This window comes from Cupriavidus sp. CP313 (assembly GCF_054072015.1).
In genome coordinates this window covers 196,931-220,161 of record NZ_JBSVZB010000001.1, presented here as the reverse complement: position 1 = coordinate 220,161, position 23,231 = coordinate 196,931, and the positions used below count along the sequence as shown (strand labels likewise).

The 23,231-nt window shown below is 68.8% G+C and carries 21 protein-coding genes; 8 read left to right on the top strand and 13 right to left on the bottom strand.

Features of this window, described 5'->3' with window-relative positions:
- Window positions 1-8: 8 nt before the first annotated feature.
- Genes ACW4E8_RS01000 through ispH form a run of 6 tightly spaced genes read right to left on the bottom strand, consistent with a single transcriptional unit; the run spans window position 9 to window position 6,656 of the window.
- Window positions 9-1,013 (bottom strand): lysylphosphatidylglycerol synthase domain-containing protein, encoded by a 1,005-nt coding sequence (locus ACW4E8_RS01000; RefSeq protein ID WP_456802809.1) that lies wholly within the window; start codon window positions 1,011-1,013, stop codon window positions 9-11.
- A gap of 9 nt (window positions 1,014-1,022) precedes the next feature.
- Complete coding sequence (gene hpnK, locus ACW4E8_RS00995) at window positions 1,023-1,826, bottom strand: hopanoid biosynthesis-associated protein HpnK (RefSeq protein ID WP_456803019.1); 804 nt, start codon at window positions 1,824-1,826, stop codon at window positions 1,023-1,025.
- A 38-nt stretch (window positions 1,827-1,864) separates the two neighbouring features.
- Window positions 1,865-3,289 (bottom strand): hopanoid biosynthesis associated radical SAM protein HpnJ, encoded by a 1,425-nt coding sequence (gene hpnJ, locus ACW4E8_RS00990; protein ID WP_456802808.1) that lies wholly within the window; start codon window positions 3,287-3,289, stop codon window positions 1,865-1,867.
- A complete protein-coding gene (hpnI, locus tag ACW4E8_RS00985) occupies window positions 3,286-4,440 on the bottom strand; it encodes a bacteriohopanetetrol glucosamine biosynthesis glycosyltransferase HpnI (protein ID WP_456802807.1) in 1,155 nt (384 codons plus the stop codon). The genes hpnJ and hpnI overlap by 4 nt, the downstream gene beginning before the upstream one ends.
- A gap of 11 nt (window positions 4,441-4,451) precedes the next feature.
- Entirely contained in the window at window positions 4,452-5,621 is a 1,170-nt protein-coding gene (gene hpnH / locus ACW4E8_RS00980; RefSeq protein WP_456802806.1) for an adenosyl-hopene transferase HpnH, read from the bottom strand.
- Between the two features lie 21 nt (window positions 5,622-5,642).
- A complete protein-coding gene (ispH, locus tag ACW4E8_RS00975) occupies window positions 5,643-6,656 on the bottom strand; it encodes a 4-hydroxy-3-methylbut-2-enyl diphosphate reductase (protein WP_456802805.1) in 1,014 nt (337 codons plus the stop codon).
- 207 nt (window positions 6,657-6,863) lie between these two features.
- On the opposite strand from ispH, the gene hpnA reads away from it, so the two are divergent.
- Window positions 6,864-7,865 (top strand): hopanoid-associated sugar epimerase, encoded by a 1,002-nt coding sequence (gene hpnA, locus ACW4E8_RS00970; RefSeq protein WP_456802804.1) that lies wholly within the window; start codon window positions 6,864-6,866, stop codon window positions 7,863-7,865.
- A 15-nt stretch (window positions 7,866-7,880) separates the two neighbouring features.
- Here the strand turns inward: hpnA and ACW4E8_RS00965 are convergent, their stop codons facing one another.
- The 5 genes from ACW4E8_RS00965 to ACW4E8_RS00945 all read right to left on the bottom strand — a co-directional run bounded on the left by ACW4E8_RS00965 (window position 7,881) and on the right by ACW4E8_RS00945 (window position 13,386).
- Window positions 7,881-9,023 (bottom strand): glycosyltransferase, encoded by a 1,143-nt coding sequence (locus tag ACW4E8_RS00965; RefSeq protein WP_456802803.1) that lies wholly within the window; start codon window positions 9,021-9,023, stop codon window positions 7,881-7,883.
- A 9-nt stretch (window positions 9,024-9,032) separates the two neighbouring features.
- Complete coding sequence (locus ACW4E8_RS00960) at window positions 9,033-10,022, bottom strand: ferritin-like domain-containing protein (RefSeq protein ID WP_456802802.1); 990 nt, start codon at window positions 10,020-10,022, stop codon at window positions 9,033-9,035.
- A gap of 80 nt (window positions 10,023-10,102) precedes the next feature.
- Entirely contained in the window at window positions 10,103-11,482 is a 1,380-nt protein-coding gene (locus ACW4E8_RS00955) for an amino acid permease (RefSeq protein ID WP_456802801.1), read from the bottom strand.
- A gap of 232 nt (window positions 11,483-11,714) precedes the next feature.
- The gene (locus ACW4E8_RS00950) at window positions 11,715-12,479 is read right to left on the bottom strand and encodes a helix-turn-helix domain-containing protein (protein ID WP_456802800.1); all 765 of its coding nucleotides are present in this window, start codon (window positions 12,477-12,479) and stop codon (window positions 11,715-11,717) included.
- Window positions 12,463-13,386, bottom strand: a complete 924-nt coding sequence (locus ACW4E8_RS00945; RefSeq protein WP_456802799.1) for a DMT family transporter — start codon at window positions 13,384-13,386, stop codon at window positions 12,463-12,465. Before ACW4E8_RS00945 ends, ACW4E8_RS00950 begins: the two co-directional genes overlap by 17 nt.
- A 199-nt stretch (window positions 13,387-13,585) precedes the next feature.
- Between ACW4E8_RS00945 and ACW4E8_RS00940 the strand changes: the two genes are divergently transcribed.
- The 4 genes from ACW4E8_RS00940 (at window position 13,586) to ACW4E8_RS00925 (ending at window position 17,295) form a co-directional block, all read left to right on the top strand.
- A complete protein-coding gene (locus ACW4E8_RS00940; RefSeq protein ID WP_456802798.1) occupies window positions 13,586-15,178 on the top strand; it encodes a DUF1800 domain-containing protein in 1,593 nt (530 codons plus the stop codon).
- Between the two features lie 13 nt (window positions 15,179-15,191).
- On the top strand, window positions 15,192-16,514 hold the full coding sequence (locus tag ACW4E8_RS00935) for a DUF1501 domain-containing protein (protein ID WP_456802797.1): 1,323 nt from the start codon (window positions 15,192-15,194) through the stop codon (window positions 16,512-16,514).
- Between the two features lie 137 nt (window positions 16,515-16,651).
- Window positions 16,652-16,894 carry an antitoxin gene (locus tag ACW4E8_RS00930; RefSeq protein WP_456802796.1) on the top strand — a complete coding sequence of 81 codons (243 nt, stop codon included), beginning with the start codon at window positions 16,652-16,654 and terminating at the stop codon, window positions 16,892-16,894.
- Window positions 16,894-17,295 carry a PIN domain-containing protein gene (locus ACW4E8_RS00925; protein WP_456802795.1) on the top strand — a complete coding sequence of 134 codons (402 nt, stop codon included), beginning with the start codon at window positions 16,894-16,896 and terminating at the stop codon, window positions 17,293-17,295. Before ACW4E8_RS00930 ends, ACW4E8_RS00925 begins: the two co-directional genes overlap by 1 nt.
- Before the next feature lie 56 nt (window positions 17,296-17,351).
- On the opposite strand, the gene ACW4E8_RS00920 is transcribed toward ACW4E8_RS00925, so the two are convergent.
- Complete coding sequence (locus ACW4E8_RS00920) at window positions 17,352-19,967, bottom strand: penicillin-binding protein 1A (protein ID WP_456802794.1); 2,616 nt, start codon at window positions 19,965-19,967, stop codon at window positions 17,352-17,354.
- 310 nt (window positions 19,968-20,277) lie between these two features.
- Here ACW4E8_RS00920 and ACW4E8_RS00915 point away from each other — a divergent pair, with 310 nt between their 5' ends.
- On the top strand, window positions 20,278-21,348 hold the full coding sequence (locus ACW4E8_RS00915; protein WP_456802793.1) for a porin: 1,071 nt from the start codon (window positions 20,278-20,280) through the stop codon (window positions 21,346-21,348).
- A 194-nt stretch (window positions 21,349-21,542) separates the two neighbouring features.
- Here the strand turns inward: ACW4E8_RS00915 and ACW4E8_RS00910 are convergent, their stop codons facing one another.
- Window positions 21,543-22,028, bottom strand: coding sequence for a DM13 domain-containing protein (locus ACW4E8_RS00910; protein ID WP_456802792.1), 486 nt, complete (start codon window positions 22,026-22,028; stop codon window positions 21,543-21,545).
- A 153-nt stretch (window positions 22,029-22,181) separates the two neighbouring features.
- On the opposite strand from ACW4E8_RS00910, the gene ACW4E8_RS00905 reads away from it, so the two are divergent.
- The gene (locus ACW4E8_RS00905) at window positions 22,182-22,415 is read left to right on the top strand and encodes a hypothetical protein (protein WP_010810991.1); all 234 of its coding nucleotides are present in this window, start codon (window positions 22,182-22,184) and stop codon (window positions 22,413-22,415) included.
- Window positions 22,403-23,212, top strand: a complete 810-nt coding sequence (locus tag ACW4E8_RS00900; RefSeq protein WP_456802791.1) for a CDP-diacylglycerol diphosphatase — start codon at window positions 22,403-22,405, stop codon at window positions 23,210-23,212. Before ACW4E8_RS00905 ends, ACW4E8_RS00900 begins: the two co-directional genes overlap by 13 nt.
- Window positions 23,213-23,231 lie beyond the last annotated feature (19 nt).

The following is a 23,231-nucleotide window of genomic DNA, read 5'->3' as shown; positions in this document are numbered from 1 at the left end:
GCACGCCATCATGGCGCGGCGTGACCGGTGTCCCGGTTGCGCCGCCAGTGGCGCAACTCCACCCACTGCCATGACAGCAGCGCGGGCACGCCGAACAGGATCTCGCGCGCGCGCTTGACCAGCGCCAGCGCCAGCGAGACCTGCGCGTCTATCCCCAGCACCTGCCCCAGCATCATCACCACGGCTTCCTGCACGCCCAGTCCGGCTGGCACGAAGAAGGCTACGTGGCGCGCGGCCTGCGTCAGCGATTCGATCGCCAGCGCCTGCCAGACCGGCACCGGATGGCCCAGCAGCATCAGCGCCAGCCAGATTTCCAGCGTGCCGCTGACGAGCCCCGCCAGCTGCCAGCCCAGTGCCGCCAGCAGCTCGCGCCGGCGCCGGTTGAGCGCGCGGATATGGGCATCGAGCCGCGCACCGTCGATCATCGCGACAATGCGGTGATCTTCGCCAAACAGCTTGCGCGCCGCGCTTTCCAGTTTTTCGAACACGGCGGTGTGCCGCAGCGACAGCGCGAACAGCACCGGCACCGGCAATGACAGCAGCAGCCCGGCCAGGATGACCCAGGCCCCGCCGCTGTCCTGCAGCGCGGCCACCAGCAGCAGCACCCCCATGGCCGAGAACAGGTACTGCGAGAACAGCGTCAGCATCACTTCGACCACGATGCTGGCGGTGACGGCGGTGGTGTCGCGGATGCGCAGCCGCGTCAGGCGGATGCCGACCAGTTCACCGCCGACCCCCACCGTTGGCAGCAGGCGGTTGACCGCTTCGCGCACCGTGGCGACCCACCACAGGAAGCCCAACCCCGCCTTCTCCTCGGGGTCGGCCGAGGTCAGCAGGACGCGCCAGCCTTGCGCGTCGAGCAGCAGCGGCAGTGCGTGCAGGGGCACCAGCAACAGCAGCAGCCAGCCGCCCTGCGCCACGATGGCGGCGATATCGCTGGCGCCCTGGTGGATCACCAGCGCGGTGAGCGCCAGCAGGCCGATCAGGCCGGTCAGGTAAACAATGCGTTTCATCTTGAAAAATCAGGGCACCAGCACGTCGGCAAAGCCGCCGCGCCGGTTGGCCGCGCGCTCCAGCGCGGCGCGCACGCGCGGCGACAGCAGCGCGGCCAGTTCATCGGCATGGCGGTAGCCGCGCATCGATGCGGTGATGGCCTCGCCAGAGACCACGGCCGGGTGCAGGTAGATCTCGCCCACGCCCGCGGGCAACTGCGCCAGCGCCTGCAGCAGGGCTGCCTCGTCCATCTGCCCGCTGCGCGCGATGCCGACCACGTAGTCATTGTGCGCGATGCCGGCGCGGTCCAGGCGCCGGCGCAGCAGCGCCAGCCAGGGGCGCAGCAGCAACGGTGCGCCATGCTCGCGCGGCAGGCGCATCGCGCGCAGGCCGTAGTCGCGGCCGATCGACAGGATCAGCGACAGCACCGTCGGGTGCAGGTGGAAATGCTTGTGCGTGTTGACGTGGTCCAGCGGCAGGTCGGTGGCGGCAAACGCTTCGAACTGCGCGCGGATCTCCGCCGCCAGCTGGCGGCGCACCCGCGGCAGGAAGAAGAAGCGGCAGCCGTCCAGGGCCATGGCGGAGCCGAAGCGGCCTTCGGCGTCGACCAGGTCGGGGATCTGCGCGCGCGGCAGCGTGGCCGGGCCGTCGGCCAGCACCACGTGCAGCCCCACGCGCAACGATGGCAGCCGGCGCGCGCGCTCGACCGCGTCCGCCACGGCGGGCGCGCCCACCATCAGGCTGGCGGCGTTGAGCACGCCATTGCGGTGGGCCAGCTCCACCGCCTCATTGACGGCGGGGTGCAGCCCGAAGTCGTCGGCGGTGACGATCAGCGCGCGTTGCGAGGCACAGGAAAGCGCGTGGGCCAGGATCAGGCCTCATGCGACCGCAGGAAGCGGAAGAACTCCACGCCTTCACGCAGGCGCCGCTTCATCATGTCCCAGCTGCCCAGCATCTCGCGCACGATTTCCCAGATCTTGCCGGGGCGGAAGTAGAAGCGCTTATAGAAGGTCTCCACGCCGTGGTAGATGTCTTCCTTGGACAGGTGCGGATAGCTGATCGCGGCCAGCTGCACGCCCTGGTCGTTGACCAGGTTGATGACCTTGTTCTCCTCGAGCCAGCCGTTCTCCACCGCCTGGCGGTACAGCGTGGTGCCGGGGTAGGGCGCGGCCAGCGACACCTGGATGGTGTGCGGGTTGATCTCCTTGGCGTACTCGATGGTCTTCTCGATGGTCTCGCGCGTTTCGCCCGGCAGGCCCAGGATAAAGGTGCCGTGGATCTGGATGCCCAGCTTGCGGCAGTCCTCGGTGAAGCGGCGCGCAATGTCGGTGCGCAGGCCCTTCTTGATGTTCAGCAGGATCTGGTCGTCGCCGGACTCATAGCCCACCAGCAGCAGGCGCAGGCCGTTCTCCTTCATGATCTTGAGCGTGCTGTACGGCACGTTGGCCTTGGCATTGCATGACCACGTCACGCCCAGCTGGCCCAGCCCGCGCGCGATCTCTTCCACGCGCGGCTTGAAGTCGGTGAAGGTGTCGTCGTCGAACATGATCTCCTTCACCTCGGGCATGTTCTCCTTGATCCATTTGACCTCGGCGATCACGCTTTCGGCCGAGCGCGTGCGGTAGCGGTGCCCGCCCACGGTCTGCGGCCACAGGCAGAAGGTGCAGCGCGAACGGCAGCCGCGTCCGGTGTAGATCGACACATAGGGGTGCTTCAGGTAGCCGATGAAGTAGTTGTCGATCTTCAGGTCGCGCCGGTAGACCGGCGCCACGAAGGGCAGCTCGTCCATGTTCTCGATCATCGGGCGCTGCCCGTTGTGTTCGAGCGAGCCATCCGGCAACCGGTAGGAGAGGCCCAGGATGTCCTTGAGCGGCTTGCCCGCGGCCACGTCCTGGCAGGTGTAGTCGAACTCTTCGCGGCAGACGAAGTCGATGGCCTCGCTGGCGCCCAGCGTGCCGCCCGGATCGACCGCGGGCTTGGCGCCGACCATGCCGATCATCACATCCGGCTTGCGCTTCTTCAGTTCCTCGGCGAACTTGGCGTCGGTGGGGAACGAGGGCGTGCTGGTGTGGATGATGACCAGTTCATAGTCCGCGGCAATATCCAGCGTCTGCTGCGCGGTCAGGCCGTCGGCCGGTGCGTCCAGCACGCGGCTGCCCGGCACCAGCGCGGCGGGCTGCGCCAGCCAGGTCGGGTACCAGAACGACTTGATCTCGCGCTTGGCCTGGTAGCGCGAGCCCGCGCCGCCGTCGAAGCCGTCGAAGGAAGGGGCCTGGAGGAACAGGGTTTTTTTCATAGCGGCCTCTGGGGATGGATGCCGGTGGATGAGGGTTGGTTCGGGGTCAGCGCAGGACTGGTGTGCAGGGCATCCCGCACCGACAGCACCTGCTCGCGCCACTGCACGCGCTTGCCTGCCAGCGCAAATGCCCAGCCGGCCAGCAGCAGCGCATCGCGCAACGGTGCGCGCAGTGCGGCGGCGATGCTGCCTGCCAGCACGCTGCGCGCCAGTGCGCCGACGGCCGCCACCGCAATCACCAGCGGCAGCGGTGCCAGCAGTACACCCAGCGCCAGCATCGGCCAGGTGAACGTGATGAAGGTAAAGGCAAAACCCGGCGGATTCAGCGAGCGGATCGTGCGCAGCCAGCGCAGCTCATGCCGCCACAGGTCGGTGAAATGGTCCTCGGTGACGTCGGTCGTGACCACCACCTCCGACAGCACCGTGCGCAAGCCTTGCTGCCGCGTCAGCTCGCCCAGCCAGTAGTCATCGGCCAGCCGGTCGGACAAGGCTGCGAAGCCGCCGCTGGCTTCCAGCGCATCGCGCCGCAGCGCAATCGTCGCGCCAAAGGCAAAGCGTTGCGAGCCGCCCGCGTGGGCGATGCGCACCGACGGCGCGAACCAGTCGTTGATGAACTGCGCGCCGATGCGCGACCACAGCCCGCCAGTCGGATTGCCGCCGTAGAGGCAGGTGACCACGCCCACGCCGCGATCGGCCAGCGGCGCGGTCACGCGCGCCAGGTAGTCGGGCGGCACGGCGATATCGCTGTCGGCGATCACCAGCAAGTCGTGCCTGGCCTGCGCGAACAGGTTGATCAGGTTGCTGACTTTCAGGTTGGTGCCGTGCACTTGCGGATCGACCACCAGCGCGATGTCGCACGCCGGGAAGTCGCGGCGCAGCCGTTCGACCACGGCGATGGCGGGATCGTCCGCGGCACGTACGCCGAATACCAGCTGGAACGACGGATGCCGCTGCCGGCACAGCGTGGCCAGGTTCTCGTACAGCCGGGGCTCGGCGCCGCACAGCGGCTTGAGCACGCTGACCGGTGTCGTTGCCGTGCCGCCGCCTGCCGCAGGCGCGCGGCGCGACAGCCAGGCGGCGGCCAGCGCATAGCCCGCCGACACGCAGGTCAGCGCAGCGCCCGGGAGGGTGGCGGCAAGTTCCGCGGCCATCGGCAGTGCCGTCAGTGCGTGGCCGCGGCGTTGGCCTCGGCCGGCCGCGGCCGGTTGGCGGGCGGCTTCGCGCGCTGGATTTCCTCGAGCTTGATCTCGACGTGGCGCGAGAACACGTAGTCGGCCGGCCGCTGCTGGTCCAGCGCAATATCGGGCGCCATCGGCCCGCTGGTGCGCACGCCGCGCAGGCTCACGCCCAGCGCCTTGAGCGGATGGGCAAAGGTGTCCGCCACGGCGGTGGCCTCATAGCCGCTGTGGACCATGCAGTCGGCGCACTTCTCATAGTTGCCGGTGCCGTAGGCGTCCCAGTCGGTCTCTTCCATCAGCTCGCGGAAGGTGGCGGCATAGCCTTCGCCCACCAGGTAGCACGGACGCTGCCAGCCGAATACGGTGCGCGCCGGGTTGCCCCACGGGGTGCAGTGGTAGGTCTGGTTGCCGGCCAGGAAGTCCAGGAACAGCGTCGACTGGCTGAAGGCCCAGTTCTTGCCGGCGCGGCCGCGGCTGAGGATGTCGCGGAACAGCTGGCGGGTCTTGCCGCGGTTCAGGAAGTGCTGCTGGTCCGGCGCGCGCTCATAGGCATAGCCCGGCGACACGGTGATGCCGTCCACGCCCAGCGCCTTGACCGAGTCGAAGAACTTCGCCACGCGCTCGGGCTGGGCATCGTTGAACAGTGTGCAGTTGATATTGACGCGGAAACCCCGTTCCTTGGCCAGCCGGATCGCCTCGACGCAGCGGTCGTACACGCCTTCCTGGCAGACCGAGCGGTCATGCATCTCGCGGTCGCCGTCCAGGTGCACCGACCAGACGAAATACGGGCTGGGCTGGTACTGGTCCAGCTTCTTTTCCATCAGCAGCGCATTGGTGCACAGGTAGACAAACTTGCGCCGCGCGATGATGCCTTGCACGATCTGCGGCATGTCCTTGTGCAGCAGCGGCTCGCCGCCGGCGATGGAAACCACCGGGGCACCGCATTCATCCACCGCCTCCAGGCATTCCTGCACCGACAGGCGCTGGTTCAGGATGGGGTCCGGATAATCGATCTTGCCGCAGCCTGAGCACGCCAGGTTGCAGCGGAACAGCGGTTCCAGCATCAGGGCAAGCGGATAGCGTTTCTGTCGCGACAGATGCTTGCCGACGATGTAGGCGCCCACGCGGGCGACCTGCAGTAGCGGAATAGCCAAGGCAGCTTCCTCTGGTTGGGTTCAGCCGGCGATATTCTCGTTGGCGGTGGCAGGTGCGGCCGCGAGTGCGGCGGTTTCCTTGCCGGCCTTGCGCGGGGCCGATCTCGGCTTCACGTCGGCCAGCTCGGCCGGCAGCCGGAACTCGGCATGTTCCTCGCGCCCGGCCATGGTGGTGACATCCACCGGGCCCAGCCGGCGCAGTGCGTTGATCACGTCCTCGACCATTTCCTCGGGGGCGGAGGCGCCGGCGGTGATGCCCACCACGTTGGCGTTGCGCACCCAGGCGGGGTCCAGTTCGCTGCCTTCGGCGATCAGGTAGCTGGGCACGCCGCTTTCAGTGCCGATCTCGCGCAGGCGGTTGGAGTTGGAGCTGTTGGTCGCGCCGATCACCAGGATCACGTCGGCCAGCTTGCACAGGTCGCGCACCGCGCTCTGGCGGTTCTGCGTGGCGTAGCAGATGTCGCGCGTATCGGGACCGACCAGGTTGCTGAAGCGGCGCCCGAGCGCGGCGATGATATTGCGGGTGTCGTCCACGCTCAGCGTGGTCTGCGTGACATAGGCGACCGGGGTGTCGGCGGGCAGGTCGAGCTGCGCGACCTCGGCCTCGTTCTGCACCAGGATCACCTTGCCCGGGATCTGGCCCATGGTGCCTTCCACCTCCGGGTGGCCGGCATGGCCGATCAGGATCACGGTGCGGCCGCTGGCCGCGTACTGGCGGCCCTGGGTATGGACCTTGATCACCAGCGGGCAGGTGGCGTCGATGGCATGCAGCTGGCGCTGGCTGGCATCGGCGATGACCTCGCGCGAGACCCCGTGCGCGCTGAAGATCGTCACGGCGCCGGTCGGGACTTCGTCCAGTTCTTCGACGAAGCGCGCCCCCTTGTCCTTCAGTCCCTCTACGACGTGCTTGTTGTGCACGATCTCATGTCGCACGAACACCGGGGCGCCATGCTTGACGAGGGCGCGGTCGACAATCTCGATCGCGCGCACCACGCCGGCGCAGAAGCCCCGGGGCTGAGCAAGAATCACCTGCATAGAGTAAGCCCCCCGACCCTTTGCAACGGGTGTCAGTGTTTGGGATGGCGGGACGGGAAATGCACCGGCATCCACCGGAGATCCACCGCAGATCACATTTCCGTCGCACGGTGGTTACTATATACCCGACACGCCGGCTTTGTCTGGAGTCGCTTTGGCCAGCGCGAGGCTGGCCAGGGCGACTCCGCCTCACGGGAAAACGGGTTTATGACGATAAACGATGACGTGCTGGTGACAGGCGCCTCGGGCTTTCTCGGCTCGGCGGTGGCGCGCAGGGCGCTGGCACGCGGCTTCCGGGTGCGCGTGCTGGTGCGCCCGCAAAGCCCGCGCACCAACCTGGCCGGGCTGCCGGTGAGCGTGGCGGAGGGCGACATGCGCGACGCCGGCGCCGTTGCCGCCGCACTGCAGGGCGTGCGCTACCTGTTCCATGTGGCCGCCGACTACCGGCTGTGGGCGCCGGACCCCGAGGACATCGTGCGCACCAACGTCGACGGCACCCTGGCCGTGATGGAGGCAGCGCAGCAGGCCGGCGTCGAGCGGGTGGTCTATACCAGCAGCGTGGCGACGCTGCGCGTGGCCGGCGCGCGGGCGCCGGTGGACGAGACCGCGGCGCTGCGCCCGCACGAGGCCATCGGCGCCTACAAGCGCAGCAAGGTGCTGGCCGAGCGCGTGGTCGAAAAGCTGGTGGCCGAGCGCGGCCTGCCGGCGGTCATCGTCAACCCGTCCACCCCGATCGGCCCGCGCGACGTGCGGCCCACCCCGACCGGGCGCATCATCGTCGAGGCGGCCACGGGCAAGATCCCCGCCTTTGTCGATACCGGCCTGAACCTGGCGCATGTGGACGACGTGGCCGAAGGGCATTTGCTGGCGCTGGAACGCGGCCAGGCCGGCGAGCGCTACATCCTGGGCGGCCAGGACGTGATGCTGCAGCAGATGCTGCGCGACATCGCGCAGCTGTGCGGCCGGCGCCCGCCGACCGTGCAGCTGCCGCGCTGGCCGCTGTACCCGCTGGCGTACGGGGCGGAGGCGGCGGCGCGCTTTACCGGCAAGGAGCCGTTCATCACTGTAGATGGACTCAATATGTCCCGGTACCGGATGTTCTTTACATCAGACAAGGCGCGCCAGGTGCTGGGCTATCAGCCGCGGCCATACCAGGAGGGCTTGCGGGACGCGCTGGCGTGGTTCCGGGCTCAGGGGTATCTCGGCTGAGGGCGGCAGGGGCGCTCAGGACCGCACCGGCGCCTGCGCCCGGCCCTTCCACTGCCCGCCGCGCCGCAGCCAGTAGCGCCGTGCCGAGTCGATGGTTGCCCCCAGGTAGAACAGCGCCGTGACCGGCAACAGCGGCGCCAGCCACGCCGGCTGCCGGTATTCGCGCAGCATCGGCAGGTAGGCCAGGGTCATCGCGCCCCAGGCCAGCCATGCCGGCCACAGCCGCCAGCCGATCGCCAGCACCGGCGGCACCAGGTAGGTCAGCACCATGCCCGCCACCGCGCCGGCCAGCAGCAGCGGCGAATAGCGCAGCTGGGTGTAGGCGCTGCGCGCGATCATGTCCCACAGGCTGCGCCAGTCGTTGTAGCGCCGCAACGACACGCTGTCGTCGGCCAGGTCCAGCCGGATGGCGCCGCCGGGCTTGATGCGCGCGGCCAGGCTGCAGTCGTCGATCAGCTCGCCGCGGATGGCGGCAAAGCCGCCAATGCGCGCCAGCGCCGCGCGGCTGGCCAGCATGCAGCCCCCGGCCGCGGCAGCCACGCGGCTGCGGGCATCGCGCACGCGGGCGAAGGGGTAGAGCTTGGCGAAGAAGAAGACAAAGGCCGGCACCACCAGCCGTTCCCAGGCGGATTCGCAGCGCAGCCGGACCATCAGCGAGACCAGGTCGCGCCGTTCATGCTCGGCGCGCGCCACCAGCGCGGCCAACACGCCGGGGCCGTGCCAGATATCGGCATCGGTCAGCCAGACGTAGCGGGCCTGCGGGGCGATGCGGTCGGCCGCGGCCAGCCCTTCGGATTGGGCCCAGACCTTGCCGCTCCAGCCGGCCGGCAGCTCGCGGGCGCCGATCACGGTCAGCCCCCGCGGGCGCGCGGTGGCCGCGGCGGCGGCGCGGGCGATATCGGCAGTGCCGTCCTGGCTGTGGTCGTCCACCACCACCAGCGCCAGCCGGCCCGGGTAGCGCTGGCCCAGCACGCCGGCCACGGCGCGGGCGATCACCTCGGCCTCGTTGCGGGCGGGGATGACCGCGACCACTTCCGGCCAGGCCGCGGGATCCGGTGCGGCAGCCGGCTTGCGCACGCGCCAGAAGCCGGCACGGGCAAAGATCAGCACCAGCCAGACCGCCAGCGACAGCAGTGACAACGCCAACGCAAGGTGCATGGGCCGGCCCTATTTCACCAAGCGCCGCGCCAGCCGGGCCAGCCGCGGCACGGTTTCCGGGCGCAGCAGGCGCGCGTCGTAGCCGGCCATGCGCCGGTCGTTCTCGGCCAGGCACAGGTCGATCATCGCGCCCGGCGTCAGGGCTTCGCCCAGCGCCGCGGAACCGTTCATGGTGAAGTTGGCGTCCTGGGCCACGCCGTCGGTGTCGATGCCGCGGGCGATGCCGATGCGCTCCCAGATCAGGAAGGCCCACACCCGCGCCACCTTCAGCGCAAACAGCGGGCGGCGCCACCACGGCAGGTTGCGCCGGTACCAGGCGGCCCAGTTGACGAAGAACAGGATATGGCGGCCTTCCTCCTGGATCACCGGCTCGAAGGTCTCGACCAGTTCGGCGGGGAAGAAGCCGGAGCGCTTGGCCGCGGCAAACAGGCCGAAGGCGAAGAAGCTGTCGATGCACTCGCTGTAGCCGGTGACCAGCCAGCCCCATTCCGGATCGTCCGGGGGCGGGTAGTCCGGCTCCGGCGCGAGCGTGATGCCGTAGGCCTCGACCAGCTTCGACAGCACCACCTTGTGGCGCGCCTCTTCGCCACCGTCCATTTCCAGCGCGCTGCGCAGCAGCGGGTCGCCGACGGTATCGGCAAAGGTCTTGACGCGGATCGAGGCGCGGCCCTCGGTCTGCACGGCGATGTCCCAGATCGGCAGCGAGGTGACGCGGTGCAGGGCCTCCGGCGCCAGCTTCGGCCAGTCGATCACGGCGGGTTTGTAGGGATTGTGCGTCTGCAGCAGCATGTTGCAGAACATGCGCAGGTGCTGTGCAGAGCCGATGGTCACCGGCCCCGGGGCGGGGTCGGTCCAGTGGCGCATGGCGTGGTCGGCCTGCTCGATGGCAGTGCTTGCCACCGTCCCGGCGACGGCCCTGGCGCGTGCCTCGGCATCGGCGGCGCTGTTGCGCGGCGGCGCGGCCGCCGCGTTGTTAGCAACCTCAGTGGTCTCGGACATTCGGCCCCCTGGCGTTGGATTGCCCGGGAGCCATTGTAGCGAGGCGCGCCGGCCGGCGCACCCCGCAGGCGACAGCCGGGTCAGGCGCGGTAGCTCACCGGGCCGCGCGAGCGCATGTCCAGCGCGTAGTAGCACACCGTCAGCAGCACCAGCCAGCCCGGGCCCACATACAGCGCCACGCGGGTCTCCGGGAAGTAGGCCATCAGCGCCACCACCAGCGCCAGGAAGGCCAGCGCGATGTAAGAGCCATAGGGCCAGAACGGCATGCGGAAGGCCAGCGCCTTGCGCTCGGCCGCCGACAGGCTGCGGCGGAACTGGATCTGCGTGACCAGGATGATGGCCCAGGTCCAGACCGCGCCGAAGGTGGAGATCGCCGTCACCCAGACGAAGACCTGCTCCGGCACCAGGTAATTGAGCAGCACGCCGCACAGCAGCGCGGCGATCGACACCAGCAGCGCCCGGCGCGGCACGCCATTGCGGTCGACCTTGGCAAAGGCCTTGGGCGCCTGGCCTTGCTGCGCCAGGTTGTACAGCATGCGCCCGGTGCTGAAGATGCCGCCGTTGCACGACGACAGCGCCGCGGTCAGCACCACGAAGTTGATGATGCCGGCGGCGGTCTTGATGCCCAGCCGCTCGAAAGTCAGCACGAACGGGCTGCCCTGTGCGCCGATCTCGTTCCACGGGTACAGCGACAGGATCACGAACAGCGCGCCCACGTAGAAGATCAGGATGCGCCAGAACACCGAGTTGATCGCGTCCGGGATCGACTTCTTCGGGTTGCGCGCCTCGCCGGCGGTCAGGCCGATCATCTCCACGCCCAGGTAGGCGAACATCACCATCTGCAATGACATCAGCACGCCCGAGGCGCCGTTGGGCATGAAGCCGCCGTGCGCCCACAGGTTGGAGATGCCGGTGGCGACCCCGCCATTGCCGAAGCCGAACACGATCATCGCGCCGCCGCCGAACAGCATCAGCACGATGGTGACGATCTTGATCATGGCGAACCAGAACTCGAACTCGCCATAGGCCTTGACCGCCATCAGGTTGACCGAGCCCATCGCGGCCAGCGCGGCCAGCGCCCAGATCCAGCGCGGCACGTCGGGGAACCACATGCCCATGTAGATGGCCACGGCGGTGATCTCCGCCACGCAGGTCACCAGCCACAGGAACCAGTAGTTCCAGCCGGTCAGGTAGCCCGCCAGCGGGCCCATGTGGTCCTGCGCGTAGCGGCAGAAGGAGCCGGCCACGGGGTTGTGCACGGCCATCTCGCCCAGCGCGCGCATGATCAGGAAGATCACCGCGCCGCCGATCAGGTAGCCCAGCATGATGGCGGGGCCGGCCATCTTGATGGCATTGCCGGCGCCCAGGAACAGGCCCACGCCGATGGCCGAACCCAGCGCCATCAGCCGGATATGCCGTTCGCCCAGGCCGCGTTGCAGATGTTCTGCGCTTGCACTCATGTGTCGTTGTCTCCGTGTCATCTGAAAGGCCGCGCCGGCCTTCGTGGGGCCGGCGGGAGCAGCTATTTTCTCGTTCGCGGCGGCCGCAAACGGAAAATAGCGGGCAGGTTAATCAGATCGCGGGGATATTTGTTGCTGAATTCGTGGTGAAAATCAGGAAAAATTGCTGGCGACGGGAGCGGCGGCATCCCTGCGCGCAATCGTGTGGCACGATGGACTGAGCGCAGCCTTGCTAGCCGCGACCCGCAGCCCGCCAGGCCCCGGGCGGCTGCCCGAAGCGCCGCGTGAAGCTGCGCGTGAAGGTGGTCTGGTCCGGGTAGCCTGACGCCAGCGCGATCTCGGCCAGCGGCAGCGTGGATTGCGTCAGCAGCTGCAGCGCGCGGTCCAGCCGCAGCCGGGTCTGGTAACGGTGCGGGGTATCGCCGAAGGCCTCGGCAAACAGGGTCTGGAAGCGCCGCACGCTCCAGCCGAAATGCCCGGCGACTTCCGCCACGCGCAGTGGCGAGGCCAGGTTGGCGCGCAGGTAGGCATCCACGGCCATCAGTGGGAATACCTGCTCGTCGCCGGGCGTGCCGAGGCAGTCCGCCAGCGCCGCGGCCAGCGTGGCCGCCAGTTGCCAGTCGGTCCGCGGCCCGCGCGCTGCCGCGGCGGCGCGCCACGCCGCCAGCGCGCGCACGCGGCTGCCGAAGGCGCCGTCCAGCGGGAACGTGCGCGGGCGCGCCATCAGCCGCGCGGGCAGCGCCACTGACCGCGCCGGGAAGTCCGCCACCAGCTGCAGGTTGCCGTCCAAGCCCAGGAATTCATGATGGCTGCCGGCCGGCACGATCAGGCCGGTGTGGTCATTCACGCGATAGACGTGGCCGTCGATCTCCAGCTCGGTGGCGCCGGCCAGGCCGAACAGCAGCTGGTGGTAGCCGTGCTGGTGGCCGTCCGGCTGCGGGCGGTAGCGCCGGTGCTCGACCAGCGGCGAGGCGTGGGGTTCAGCGGGCTTGGGCATGCCGCAATCTGCCAGGGGTCTGGCACAGCCAGACGCCCGCGCCGGCCACCGCCATGCCCAGCGCCTGCACCGCATCCAGCCGTTCGCCGAACAGCAGCCAGGCCTGCAGCGCGGCCAGCGGCGGTGCCAGGAACAACAGCGCCGCGGCATTGGCGGCCTGGCCGCGCCGCACCAGGCTGACCAGCAGCCAGGTGCCGGCGCCCGACAGGCCGATTGCCGCCCACGCCAGCGCGGCCCACAGCGCCACGCCGCCATGCCAGTGCAGCGGCGCGTCGGCGGCCTGGATCGCCACCATCGCGGCGGCTACCAGCATGGCGCCCAGGTTCTGCCACGCGGAGCTGGCGCGCAGGTCACAGGCGGCGATGGCGGACTTCTGCAAGAGGGTTCCCATGGTGATGGAGACAATGGCCAGCACGCCCAGCAGCACGATCCAGGGCGATAGGGCCGGCGCGGCCGTGTGCATGCCGGCCTGCATCGCCGGGGCGACCACCAGCGCGACGCCGAGCGCACCCAGCGCCAGGCCCTGCCACGTCCGCCTGGAAGGTAGCTCCTTCAGCAGGGGAATGGCAAGCAGCGCGGTCAGCAGCGGCTGCAGCGCGCCCAGCAAGGCCATGATCGCCGGCGGCAGGCCCTTGGCCACGGCCCCGTAGCCGGCGCACAGGTAGATGCCCTGCATCAGCGCGCCGGCCAGCAGGTGGCGCGGCGCCTCGCGCAGCGGCGGCCAGGCCGCGCGCGCGGCCAGCGACCACGCCACGAACATCAGCCCTGCCAGGGTAAAGCGGCCCAGCAGGAACAGGCTGGTATCGGCCAGCGGCACGATGGCCTTGCCGACGATAAAGCCGGTGGACCAGATCAGGACAAAGGCAACAGTGGGCAGCCAGGCGGCGGCGGACAGGGGGCGCGACATGAAAGCAGGCGTTTCCGCCGGGGCGGGATCGGATGGGCAAAGCGCAAGGCTAGCCAGGCAGCGCGCCGCTGTCTTGGCAAATCCGGCAATCGGCATGCTGAAAGCATTGGTAACACTCCCGCAGCGCCTCCGGGTCAACGGATGGGCGCTTGCCACGTAACATGGTGATGGTCTGATCGAAAAGGGCGAGGAGGCGGGCATGAATCCGGCGCAGCATTCGAGACAACCCCACCGTGGCGGGCTCGCCGCCTGGCGGGCCGCCGCGGCACTGGCACTGGCCGCGTGCCTGGCCGCCTGCGCACAGGCGCCGGCCGAGGCTGGCGGCAGCACCGCCGCCACCACCGACCTGCGCTGGCTCAACACCGTCACCTACGGCGCTGACCAGGCCACCCTTGGCGACCTGCGCCGGCTGGGCCGCAAGGGCTTCCTCGACCAGCAACTGACGCTGCCGCTGGCCGATCCGCCCGAACTGGCGGCCGCCATCGCAGCCTTGCCCAACCTGCAGGCCGACGCCGCCGCGCAGATCCAGGCCGCGCGCGACGCCCGCCAGCGCATCGACGCGCTGCCCGACGACGACAGCAAGCAGCAGGCCCGCCAGGCGCTGAACGCGCAGGGCCGCGAGATCGTGGCCGATGCCGCGCGGCGCCACCTGCTGCGCGCGCTGTATTCTCCGGCGCAGCTGCGCGAGCAGATGACATGGTTCTGGATGAACCATTTCAACGTCTATTCGGGCAAGGGCCAGGTCCGGCTGCTGCTGGCCGACTACGAAGAGCGCGCCATCCGCCCGCACGCGCTGGGCCGCTTCCGCGACCTGCTGATGGCCAACGTGACCGCGCCGGCCATGCTGGTCTACCTCGACAACGCCCAGAGCAGCGCCAACCGCATCAACGAGAATTACGCGCGCGAGCTGATGGAGCTGCATACCATGGGCGTCGCCGGCGGCCCCAGCGGCTCCCGCTACACCCAGCAGGATGTGCAGGAGCTGGCGCGCGTGCTGACCGGCGTGGGTGTCAACCTGCGCGGCACGCCGCCGCCGCGGCTGCCGCCGGCGCGCGCGGGGCTGTACCGCAGTGAGGGCTTGTTCGAATTCAACCCCGCGCGCCACGACTTCGGCGCGAAGACGCTGCTGGGCCAGCGCATCGAGCCGGCCGGCTTCGACGAAGTGGCGCGGGCGGTGTCGATCCTGGCGCGCGAGCCGGCCACCGCGCGCTTTATCAGCGCCAAGCTAGCCGCCTATTTCATCGCCGACAACCCGCCGCCGGCGCTGGTCGAGCGCATGGCGCAGACCTTCACGCGCACCGATGGCGATATCGCCGCAGTGCTGCGCACCTTGTTCCTGGCGCCGGAACTCGACCGGCAACTGGCCGCGCCCACGCGCAAGTTCAAGGATCCGATGGTCTATGTGGTGTCGTCGATGCGGCTCGCCTATGAAGGCCGTCCCGTGGCCAACCTGCGCCCGGTGATGAACTGGCTGAACCAGCTTGGCGAGCCGCTCTATGGCCACGTGGCGCCGGATGGCTACCCGTCGTCGGAAAGCGCGTGGGCCAGCTCGGGCCAGATGGTGCGGCGCTTCGAGATCGCGCGCGCGATCGGCTCGGGGCCGGCGGGACTGTTTGCCGGCGATGGCGCGAGGCCGCGCGGCGCGCGCTTCCCGATGATCGGCAACAAGCTGTACTACGACACCATCGAAGCCACCCTTGGCCCCGCCACGCGCGCCGCGCTGGCCCAGGCCGAATCGCAGGCCGAATGGAATACCGTGCTGCTCGGCTCGCCCGAGTGGATGCAGCGCTGACAGGGAGCAGACCATGCAACGCCGACAATGGCTGAAAACGATGGGCGGCGCCACGCTGGGGCTGGCGCTGCCCGCCATCGCCTCGCGCGTCTATGCGCTGCCGGCGCAGGCCGATGCGCGCTTCCTGCTGGTGTTCCTGCGCGGCGGCTATGACGCCGCCAGCGTGCTGGTGCCGGCTGGCAGCGATTTCTACTACGCCGCGCGGCCCAATATCGCCATCCGCCGCCCGCGCGCAGCCGGCACGGACGCCGATCCCAATGCCGCGGTGGCGCTGGCGCCGGCCTTTGCCGCCGACAGCACCGCGCGCGGCATCGGCGACTGGGCGCTGCACCCGGCATTGGCCGCGACCATGCTGCCGCTTTGGCAGGGCGGCCAGCTGGCCTTCGTGCCGTTCGCCGGCACGCACGACCTGTCGCGCAGCCACTTCGAGACCCAGGACGGGATCGAGGCCGGACTGCCGGGCGAGGGCGAGGACCGCAAGGCCCTGGCCTCGCTGCGCGGCAGCGGCTTCCTGAACCGCCTGGCGCAGGCCATGGGCGGGCAGGCTGCGCCAGTGGCCTTCACCGACGGCTTGCCGATGGTGCTGTCCGGCCCGCGCGACGTGCCCAATGTCTCGCTCAAGGGCAGCGGCCGCACGCCGTTCGATGCGCGCCAGGCGAAGTTGCTGGCGCAGATGTACAGCGGAACCCGCTTCGAGTCGCTGATCGACGAGGGCTTCGAGCTGCGCGAAACCGTGGCGCGCCAGGCGCAGCCGCAGCCCGGCATGTCAGGCAGTGACGCCGGCACCATGGCCGCGCGCCTGCAGGAAATGCAGGCCGCCAACCGCCGCTCGCTCAGCGCGCGCGGTTTCGAGGTCGAGGCCCGGCGCATGGCCGGGCTGATGCGCGAGCGCTTCAACCTGGGCTTTATCGACGTGGGCGGTTGGGACACCCACGTCAACCAGGGCGGCGCGCAGGGACAGCTGGCCAGCCTGCTCGACAACCTTGGCCGCGGCCTGTCTGCTTTTGCCGCCGAGATGGGCCCCACCTGGGACAAGACCACCGTGGTGGTGCTGTCCGAATTCGGCCGCACCTTCCGCGAAAACGGCACGCGCGGCACCGACCACGGCCACGGCACGGTCTACTGGGTCGCGGGCGGCGCCGTGCGCGGGGGGCGAATCACCGGCGAGCAGGTCGCGGTGGAACAGGCCACACTCAACCAGGACCGCGACTGGCCGGTGCGCAATGAGTACCGGGCGGTGCTGGGCGGGGTCTTCCGCAGGCTGTACGGGCTGGATGAGACGCGGCTGGCGCAGGTGTTTCCGGGGGTGCGGAGGCGGGATATCGGGTTGGTTTAACGAAATGGCGTGGCGACTTGGTCTGATCTCGCCGCAGATACCAGCTTTAAGGGAAAAGTGATGATGTAACGAGGAGTTGGCTCATTGCACTCGCCTCCAATCTGGCATATGCTTTGGCATATGCTAAGGAGTTCCCGATGACCACGACAGATGAAATCCGCCATGTCAGGCTGTTTCGCAATGGCCGCAACCAGGCGATCCGGATTCCGCGCGAGTTCGAACTGCCGGGAGAGGAAGCCATTCTGCGCCGCGAAGGGAATCACCTCATCATCGAGCCGGTTGCTGCTATGCCATTGCGTTCCTTGCTGGCGCAATGGGAGCCTATCGACATCGATTGGCCGACGATCGATAACCTGCCTGCCGAGGATGTCGATCTCTGATGTCCTTGTTCCTGCTCGATACGAACATCATTTCCGACGCGATTCGCAATACCCGCGGGCCCTGTGCCGCTCGCATTGCCGCGCTCGAGCCTGACAGTTTGTGCACTTCAATCATTGTGGCGGCCGAGCTCCGATTCGGAGCTGCCAAGAAAGGCTCTCCGGCGCTGAGTCAACGTGTCGGCCAGGCTTTGGCTGGCTTGCGTGTCTTGCCGCTGGGCGGCGATGCTGACGCTTGCTACGGCGAGTTGCGCGCAGGACTGGAACGCAGCGGACGGGTGATTGGCGCCAATGACATGCTGATCGCGGCGCACGCTCTATCGCTGGGTGCCGTGCTAGTGACCGACAATATCGGGGAGTTTTCTCGCGTGGACGGATTGCGCTGCGAAAACTGGCTGAAGTAGGCCTTCAGGCCGGCGCATAGACGCCAATCTCACGCTGGGCGGGGATAGCGAAAACGTCAGCCCGGCGCAGAGTTGTTCGGGGTGCCGTTTGCCGGCGCAGGGACATCGACTGGCGGCGAGGCGGGCGCAGGCGCCACTGGCGCATTGGCAGGCGCGGCCGGAGCCGTGGGCGCGCCCGGATAAGCAGGCCGCACGGATGTCCCAGGCGGCACCGTTGCTGCTGATGCTGCCGGCGTTTCCACACCGCTTGCCGCAGCGGAATCTGGCGGCACCGCAATCACCGTCTCCCCCCGGTCCAGCGCCAGGCTGGACTCATCCGGGCCGACATCCGCCGCGGCAGACGATGCCGCGCCGGCCGGCGGCGCAACCTCAGCCTCCGGCGCAGGCAAGGCCGGCCGGCGCGGTGCCGGGCGCGGCGCCGGGGTCTCGCTGGCCCTGTCGCGCGTGAACAGCTGGTTGAACCAGCCGCGCAGCTGCGTGCCCAGCGATGCAAACAGGTTGGTCTCTTCGTGCTCGGCAAAGCGCGCGCGGCCGTCGACGATGCGTGAGCGCAACGCGCGCTGGTAGAAATCACCCACCATCGGCAGCGCGCTGTGCGCGCCCTGGCCCCAGTAGTCGCTGCGCAGCGTGACGCGGCTGTCGTTGAAGCCGACCCAGGCGCCCGCCACCAGTTCCGGATGCATCAGGATGAACCAGCCGTCGGCGTTGTCCTGGGTGGTGCCGGTCTTGCCGGCCACGTCGGCGCGGATGCCGAAGCGCGAGCGGATGCTGGCGCCGGTGCCGCGGTCGATCACGTCGCGCATGACGTCGAGCAGGGTTTGCGTGGTGGCGGCGGGCAGCGCGTGCTCGGCGCGCGCCGGGCGGAACACCTGCAGCACATTGCCCTGGCGGTCTTCGATGCGCGTCACCATGGTGGGCGCGATGTAGTCGCCGGCGTTGGCGATGGTGCCGTAGGCGGCCACCATCTCCTTGAGCGTGACCGGGCTGGTGCCCAGCGCCAGCGACGGCACCACGTCGAGCTGGCTGTCGCGCACGCCCATGTCGCGCGCCAGCCGCGCCACGCGGGACGGCCCCACTTCGTGCATCAGCTGGGCGGTGATGGTGTTGCGCGAATAGACCAGGCCATCGCGCAGTGACATGGCGCGGCCGGTGGGGCGGCCTTCATCGGTGGGGCGCCAGACCTCGCCGCCGGCCAGTTCGATTTCCACCGGCTGGTCCACCAGCGTGTCGTCGGGGGTCTTGCCTTCTTCAAAGGCCGCACCGTAGACAAAGGGCTTGAAGGTCGAGCCCGGCTGGCGGCGCGCCTGCTGCACGTGGTCGAACGCGTCCTGAGTGTAGTCGCGGCTGCCGACCCAGGCGCGGATCTCGCCGTTGCGCGGGTCGATGGCCAGGAAGCCGGCCTGGATGCGCGTCTTCTGCTGGTGCAGCGCGCGCATGAAGGCATGGTCGGACATCAGATGGCGCAGCGCCTCTTCCGGCGCGGTGCCGGCGGCGATGGCGGCACGGTATTCCGGGGTCTCGCGCACGAAGGCCTGCACCAGCGGCATGTTGGCGGCCCAGCCCGCGCGCGGCGCCCAGGCCGCGTTGGCGATGGCCTGCAGCCGGTTGCCCTGCTGCACCACGGCCTGCGTGGCCATGGCCTGCAGGCGGGCGTCGATGGTGGTATGCACCACCAGGCCATCGGCGTAGATGTCGTAGCCATTGCGGTCGGCCCAGCCAATCAGCCACTTGCGCAGCTGCTGCGCGAAGTGCGGCGCGGGACCGGGCGGCTCGGTCTGGCGTTCGAAGTCGATGCGCAGCGGGCGCTTCTTCAGCTGCTCGTAGCGCGCCGCATCCAGCTTGCCGCGCTTGACCATCTGGCCCAGCACGATATTGCGCCGGTCCAGCGCGCGCTCGGGGTTGAGCACCGGGTTGTAGTAGCTGTTGCCCTTGAGCATGCCGATCAGCGTGGCGCTCTGCAGCACGTCCAGCGAGCGGGCCGGGCGGTCGAAGTACGTGCGCGCCGCCATCTCGATGCCGAACGCGTTGTACAGGAACGGCACGGTATTGAGATAGGTCTCGAGGATCTCGTCCTTGGTATAGAGCGCCTCGATCTTCAGCGCGGTGATGGCTTCCTTGAGCTTGCGCGTCAGCGTGGGCGCGCGGCCGATTTCATCGGGATAAAGGTTGCGTGCCAGCTGCTGGGTGATGGTGGACCCGCCCTGGCGGTCGCCGGAAAAGGTATGCACCGCGGCCGAGGCCAGCCGGCGCCAGTCCAGCCCGTGGTGCTGGTAGAAGCGATGGTCTTCGGTGGCGATCAGCGCAGCCACCACATTGGGCGAAATCTGCGACAGCGGCACCCAGTCGCGGTTGGCCCACTTGAACACCGCCAGCTCCTTGCCGTCGGCGGACAGCACCTGGGCCGGCTGCTCGGACTTGGCCTTGCGGATATCGCTGATGCCCGGCGTGAACGGGACCAGGACCAGCACATAGAGCAGGAAGGCGGCCGGGATCGCGGCCAGGCCCACCAGCACGCCGCGCCGCGTGGGGCGCAGCGAGCCGGGCCGGGTCAGGCCGGCGCGTGCAAGGCGCGCGGCCATGCCTGACAGGCGTTGCTGGAGGGGGGCAGGCAGTGAAGCCTGCAGCGAGGCGAGCAGCGGGGCAAGCCGGGTCTTGATCTCAGCCAGCCTCATGAGGCGAAGCGGTCGAGGCACAGGCACATGGCGGCACGGGGCACTGGCATTACCGTCGTCGGAAAAGCATGCATCGTACCAAAACGTTCCCCTTGGTTACAGGGAAAACCCCCATTCTGGGCTATCCGCCACTTCCTGCTGCGAAGCATAGGTCACAAAGGTTTCATATTGCGCCGCGACAATGCCGAGTCCGCAACTTGTGCGGACGATGCGCCGTTGCCGGGTTGCCCGGCTGGACCGGGTTGGCCTTGCCGACCCGGCCTGGGTCCGGCGCGGTGTCGTGCCTCAAACAGAACACAGAGAAATTACAGTGAAGAAAGCTCTCCTTGCAATGACGGCAGCAGCGGCCGCGTCGGCCGTATCCGGGGTGGCGTCGGCCCAGTCCGCGTCGAACGTTACGCTTTACGGCATCGTCGATGCCGGCGTCGAAGTGATCAGCCACGTGCCGGGCAGCAACGGCGCCCAGGGTACGGCAACGCGCCTGAACTCTGGCAACTTGTCCGGCTCGCGCTGGGGCCTGCGCGGCACCGAAGACCTGGGCGGCGACCTGAAGGGTATCTTCGTGCTGGAGAGCGGGTTCGACATCGATACCGGCACCTCGGGCCAGGGCAACCGCCTGTTCGGCCGCCAGGCCTACGTCGGCCTGCAGGGCGGCTGGGGCGCGGTCACGCTGGGCCGCCAGCAGAATTCGCTGTACGACCTGTTCGGCGCCTTCGACCCGATGGGCGTGGGCCCGCGCTACTCGCTGAACAGCGTTGACTCGGCCTTCAACGGCCGCGCCGACAACGCCATCAAGTACACCGGCAAGTTCGGCGGCCTGACCGCCACCGGCTTCTACAGCTTCGGCCGCGACAACAACGGCGAAGTCCCGGGCGAGCCCAAGGTCGCGCGCAACTTCGGCGGCGGCCTGTCGTACGCCGCGGGCGGCTTCTCGGTCGGCGCTGCTTACGACCAGTACCAGGGCGCCACCGTGGCGCTGCAGGACCGTGCCGCCAAGCGCGCCGCGGTGGGTACGGCCTATGCCTTCGGCGACGCCAAGGTGTTTGCCGGCTACCGCTGGCTGAAGGACGACGGCGTGTCGAGCGCCAGCGCCGCTTCGACCCGCAGCAACGTGTACTGGGCTGGCGCGCAGTACCGCTTCACGCCCGCCTTCCAGCTGACCGGCGCGGCCTACTACAACGACACCCACAATAGCGATGCGGATCCGTGGATGTTCGTGCTGTCGGCGGACTACTCGCTGTCCAAGCGTACGGATGTGTACCTGAATGTTGGCTACTCGAAGAACAAGTCGGGTTCGGCGCTGGGCCTGAATGGGGTTGGCACGGTGGTGGCTGGTGAGAACCAGACCGGTGCTACCGTTGGCCTGCGTCATCGGTTCTGAGCGTAATCGCCTGATGCCCGCCTTGCAGGTTGTGATGCCTGCATGGGCGGGCGATTAACTGTCATATCGACACCTGCGGATTGCATTGCGGGGTTCGTTGGGCCGGTTGGTTTGATCGGCCTTTTTTTCCTGATACTCGCCCTGGTTGCGGGGTGTTCTTGTTGTTGCCATAGCGATGACCCAGTTCACCAACCCTACCGATACCCCGCCGCCCCAATAAACTGCCCAAACCTCTCACACCAGATCACCACCGCCCCATACCGCGCCGGATCCACGCCAGCCGGCAACGCCACGGTGAAGTTGCCAAAGGTCTTCAGCTCACCAACCTGCAGCGACCGGTCCTTGATCCGAAGGAAGGCCTCCTTGTTGTCGACAAACTCCGGCGCCAGGTAGATCCGATAATCCGGCCCCGGCGCAATGCTGCCTTCAAAGGCAAGCGCGTGCGGCGAAACATGGAGCTGGCCGCTGGCCCAGTGCAGGGCATCGCTGCCCGCCAGATCCTTGCGGAATGTGCCGGTGTAGCGCGACTGTTGTGACACAACCTGCACTTGCTCGGCACTGGCACCAGCCTGTTCCGTCAGGATCGGCAGAACGTAGATGCCCGCAGCAAAGCCCACGGCCAGTGCGGCAACGTGGGTCAGCACAAGGATGGCGGGCTTGCGGAGCGGGTTGGCCGGCATGTTTTTCTCCCGAAGGCATGAGGATGCGGGTAAGTCGGTGCCGGGGCCGGATCCTGACAGATCTGTGGTGCCTTAGCACATTCGCAACGGTTTCACCAATCCAACACACGGAAGTGGTTATGATTTGGTAGTCGCCTTGTCGAGAAGCTGCCTATGACCCTCCACGTCACGATCCGCACCATCCGTACCGGCACGCTGCAATCCGCCCGCTATCAGGCGCGGGTTTATCTCACCACCGACGCCGAGGCCCTGCCGTTGCTTGCAACGGATTGGAGCGAGCGCGAGGCCGAGGCCTTCCGTACCGCGCAGTTCTGGGCGCAGCGCCACGCCTATGTGGTGTCTAATCCACGCGCCGGGACTTTCTACGGGGTTTCGTGCCGGCGCTGAAGCTGGCCCGCGGTTGGCGCGGTGCCCCCGCGTTGTGGCTGGCGGCGATCCTGGCCCTGGCCGGCTGCACCGCCGAAAACGTCGTCGGCGTCCTGTCGGGCGGCCGCAATGGCTTGTGGCGCAACGTGCAGCAGCGCTGCCTTGGCAGTACAACGGCGGCTCATCCCGATTGCGCGCAAGTGGACCGGTCCCAGGGGCTGGTGCTCTACAAGGACGCGATCGGCACGTCGCATTACCTGGTGATCCCGGCACGGACGGTGACCGGCATCGACGACGCCAAAGCCTGGGACGGCGCAGGCGCCAACCCCTGGGCCTTCGGCTGGGCCGCGCGCGGCATCGTTGGCCGCTCGCTTGGCAAGGCCGTGCCTGACGACATGCTGGGCCTGGCGATCAATTCCCGCGCCTCGCGCAGCCAGGACCAGCTGCATATCCATCTCGATTGCATCAGCGCGGCCGCGCGCGCCGTGGTCAATGGCGCGGCCGGGCCGATCGGCACCGGCTGGACCGCGCTGCGGCTCGAGGGCAAGCCGGTGCGCGCGATCTTTGTGCCGGCCAGCGCGCCGGTGCTGGCGGTCGACCCTTTCCAGCTTGTGCGTGACGGCACCAAGGGGAGCGCGGCCGCAGCGCCGCCGGACCGCGGCATCTTTGTCACCTATGTGCAGGAACGGCAGGGTGGGGCAGGCTTTGTCGTGATCGACCACCCCGTCGACACGACGGCTGGCAGCAACGGCCACGCCAGCGATTTCCTGGACCGGCGCTGTCGGCTGGCTGAAGGCTTGTCGAGCGCGCCGGGCTGATCGGCGGCCCGCCCGCCGG

What these genes read in the sequence shown, in the direction of transcription:
- ACW4E8_RS00905 (WP_010810991.1), top strand. Translation starts at nt 22,182, where the DNA reads ATGACCCTCCACGTCACGATCCGCACCATCCGTACCGGCACGCTGCAA.
- ACW4E8_RS00945 (WP_456802799.1), bottom strand. Translation starts at nt 13,386, where the DNA reads ATGTCGCGCCCCCTGTCCGCCGCCGCCTGGCTGCCCACTGTTGCCTTT.
- hpnA (WP_456802804.1), top strand. Translation starts at nt 6,864, where the DNA reads ATGACGATAAACGATGACGTGCTGGTGACAGGCGCCTCGGGCTTTCTC.
- ACW4E8_RS00965 (WP_456802803.1), bottom strand. Translation starts at nt 9,023, where the DNA reads ATGCACCTTGCGTTGGCGTTGTCACTGCTGTCGCTGGCGGTCTGGCTG.
- ACW4E8_RS00910 (WP_456802792.1), bottom strand. Translation starts at nt 22,028, where the DNA reads ATGCCGGCCAACCCGCTCCGCAAGCCCGCCATCCTTGTGCTGACCCAC.
- hpnI (WP_456802807.1), bottom strand. Translation starts at nt 4,440, where the DNA reads ATGGCCGCGGAACTTGCCGCCACCCTCCCGGGCGCTGCGCTGACCTGC.
- ispH (WP_456802805.1), bottom strand. Translation starts at nt 6,656, where the DNA reads ATGCAGGTGATTCTTGCTCAGCCCCGGGGCTTCTGCGCCGGCGTGGTG.
- hpnJ (WP_456802808.1), bottom strand. Translation starts at nt 3,289, where the DNA reads ATGAAAAAAACCCTGTTCCTCCAGGCCCCTTCCTTCGACGGCTTCGAC.
- ACW4E8_RS00930 (WP_456802796.1), top strand. Translation starts at nt 16,652, where the DNA reads ATGACCACGACAGATGAAATCCGCCATGTCAGGCTGTTTCGCAATGGC.
- ACW4E8_RS00940 (WP_456802798.1), top strand. Translation starts at nt 13,586, where the DNA reads ATGAATCCGGCGCAGCATTCGAGACAACCCCACCGTGGCGGGCTCGCC.
- ACW4E8_RS00955 (WP_456802801.1), bottom strand. Translation starts at nt 11,482, where the DNA reads ATGAGTGCAAGCGCAGAACATCTGCAACGCGGCCTGGGCGAACGGCAT.
- ACW4E8_RS01000 (WP_456802809.1), bottom strand. Translation starts at nt 1,013, where the DNA reads ATGAAACGCATTGTTTACCTGACCGGCCTGATCGGCCTGCTGGCGCTC.
- ACW4E8_RS00920 (WP_456802794.1), bottom strand. Translation starts at nt 19,967, where the DNA reads ATGAGGCTGGCTGAGATCAAGACCCGGCTTGCCCCGCTGCTCGCCTCG.
- ACW4E8_RS00960 (WP_456802802.1), bottom strand. Translation starts at nt 10,022, where the DNA reads ATGTCCGAGACCACTGAGGTTGCTAACAACGCGGCGGCCGCGCCGCCG.
- ACW4E8_RS00935 (WP_456802797.1), top strand. Translation starts at nt 15,192, where the DNA reads ATGCAACGCCGACAATGGCTGAAAACGATGGGCGGCGCCACGCTGGGG.
- ACW4E8_RS00950 (WP_456802800.1), bottom strand. Translation starts at nt 12,479, where the DNA reads ATGCCCAAGCCCGCTGAACCCCACGCCTCGCCGCTGGTCGAGCACCGG.
- ACW4E8_RS00925 (WP_456802795.1), top strand. Translation starts at nt 16,894, where the DNA reads ATGTCCTTGTTCCTGCTCGATACGAACATCATTTCCGACGCGATTCGC.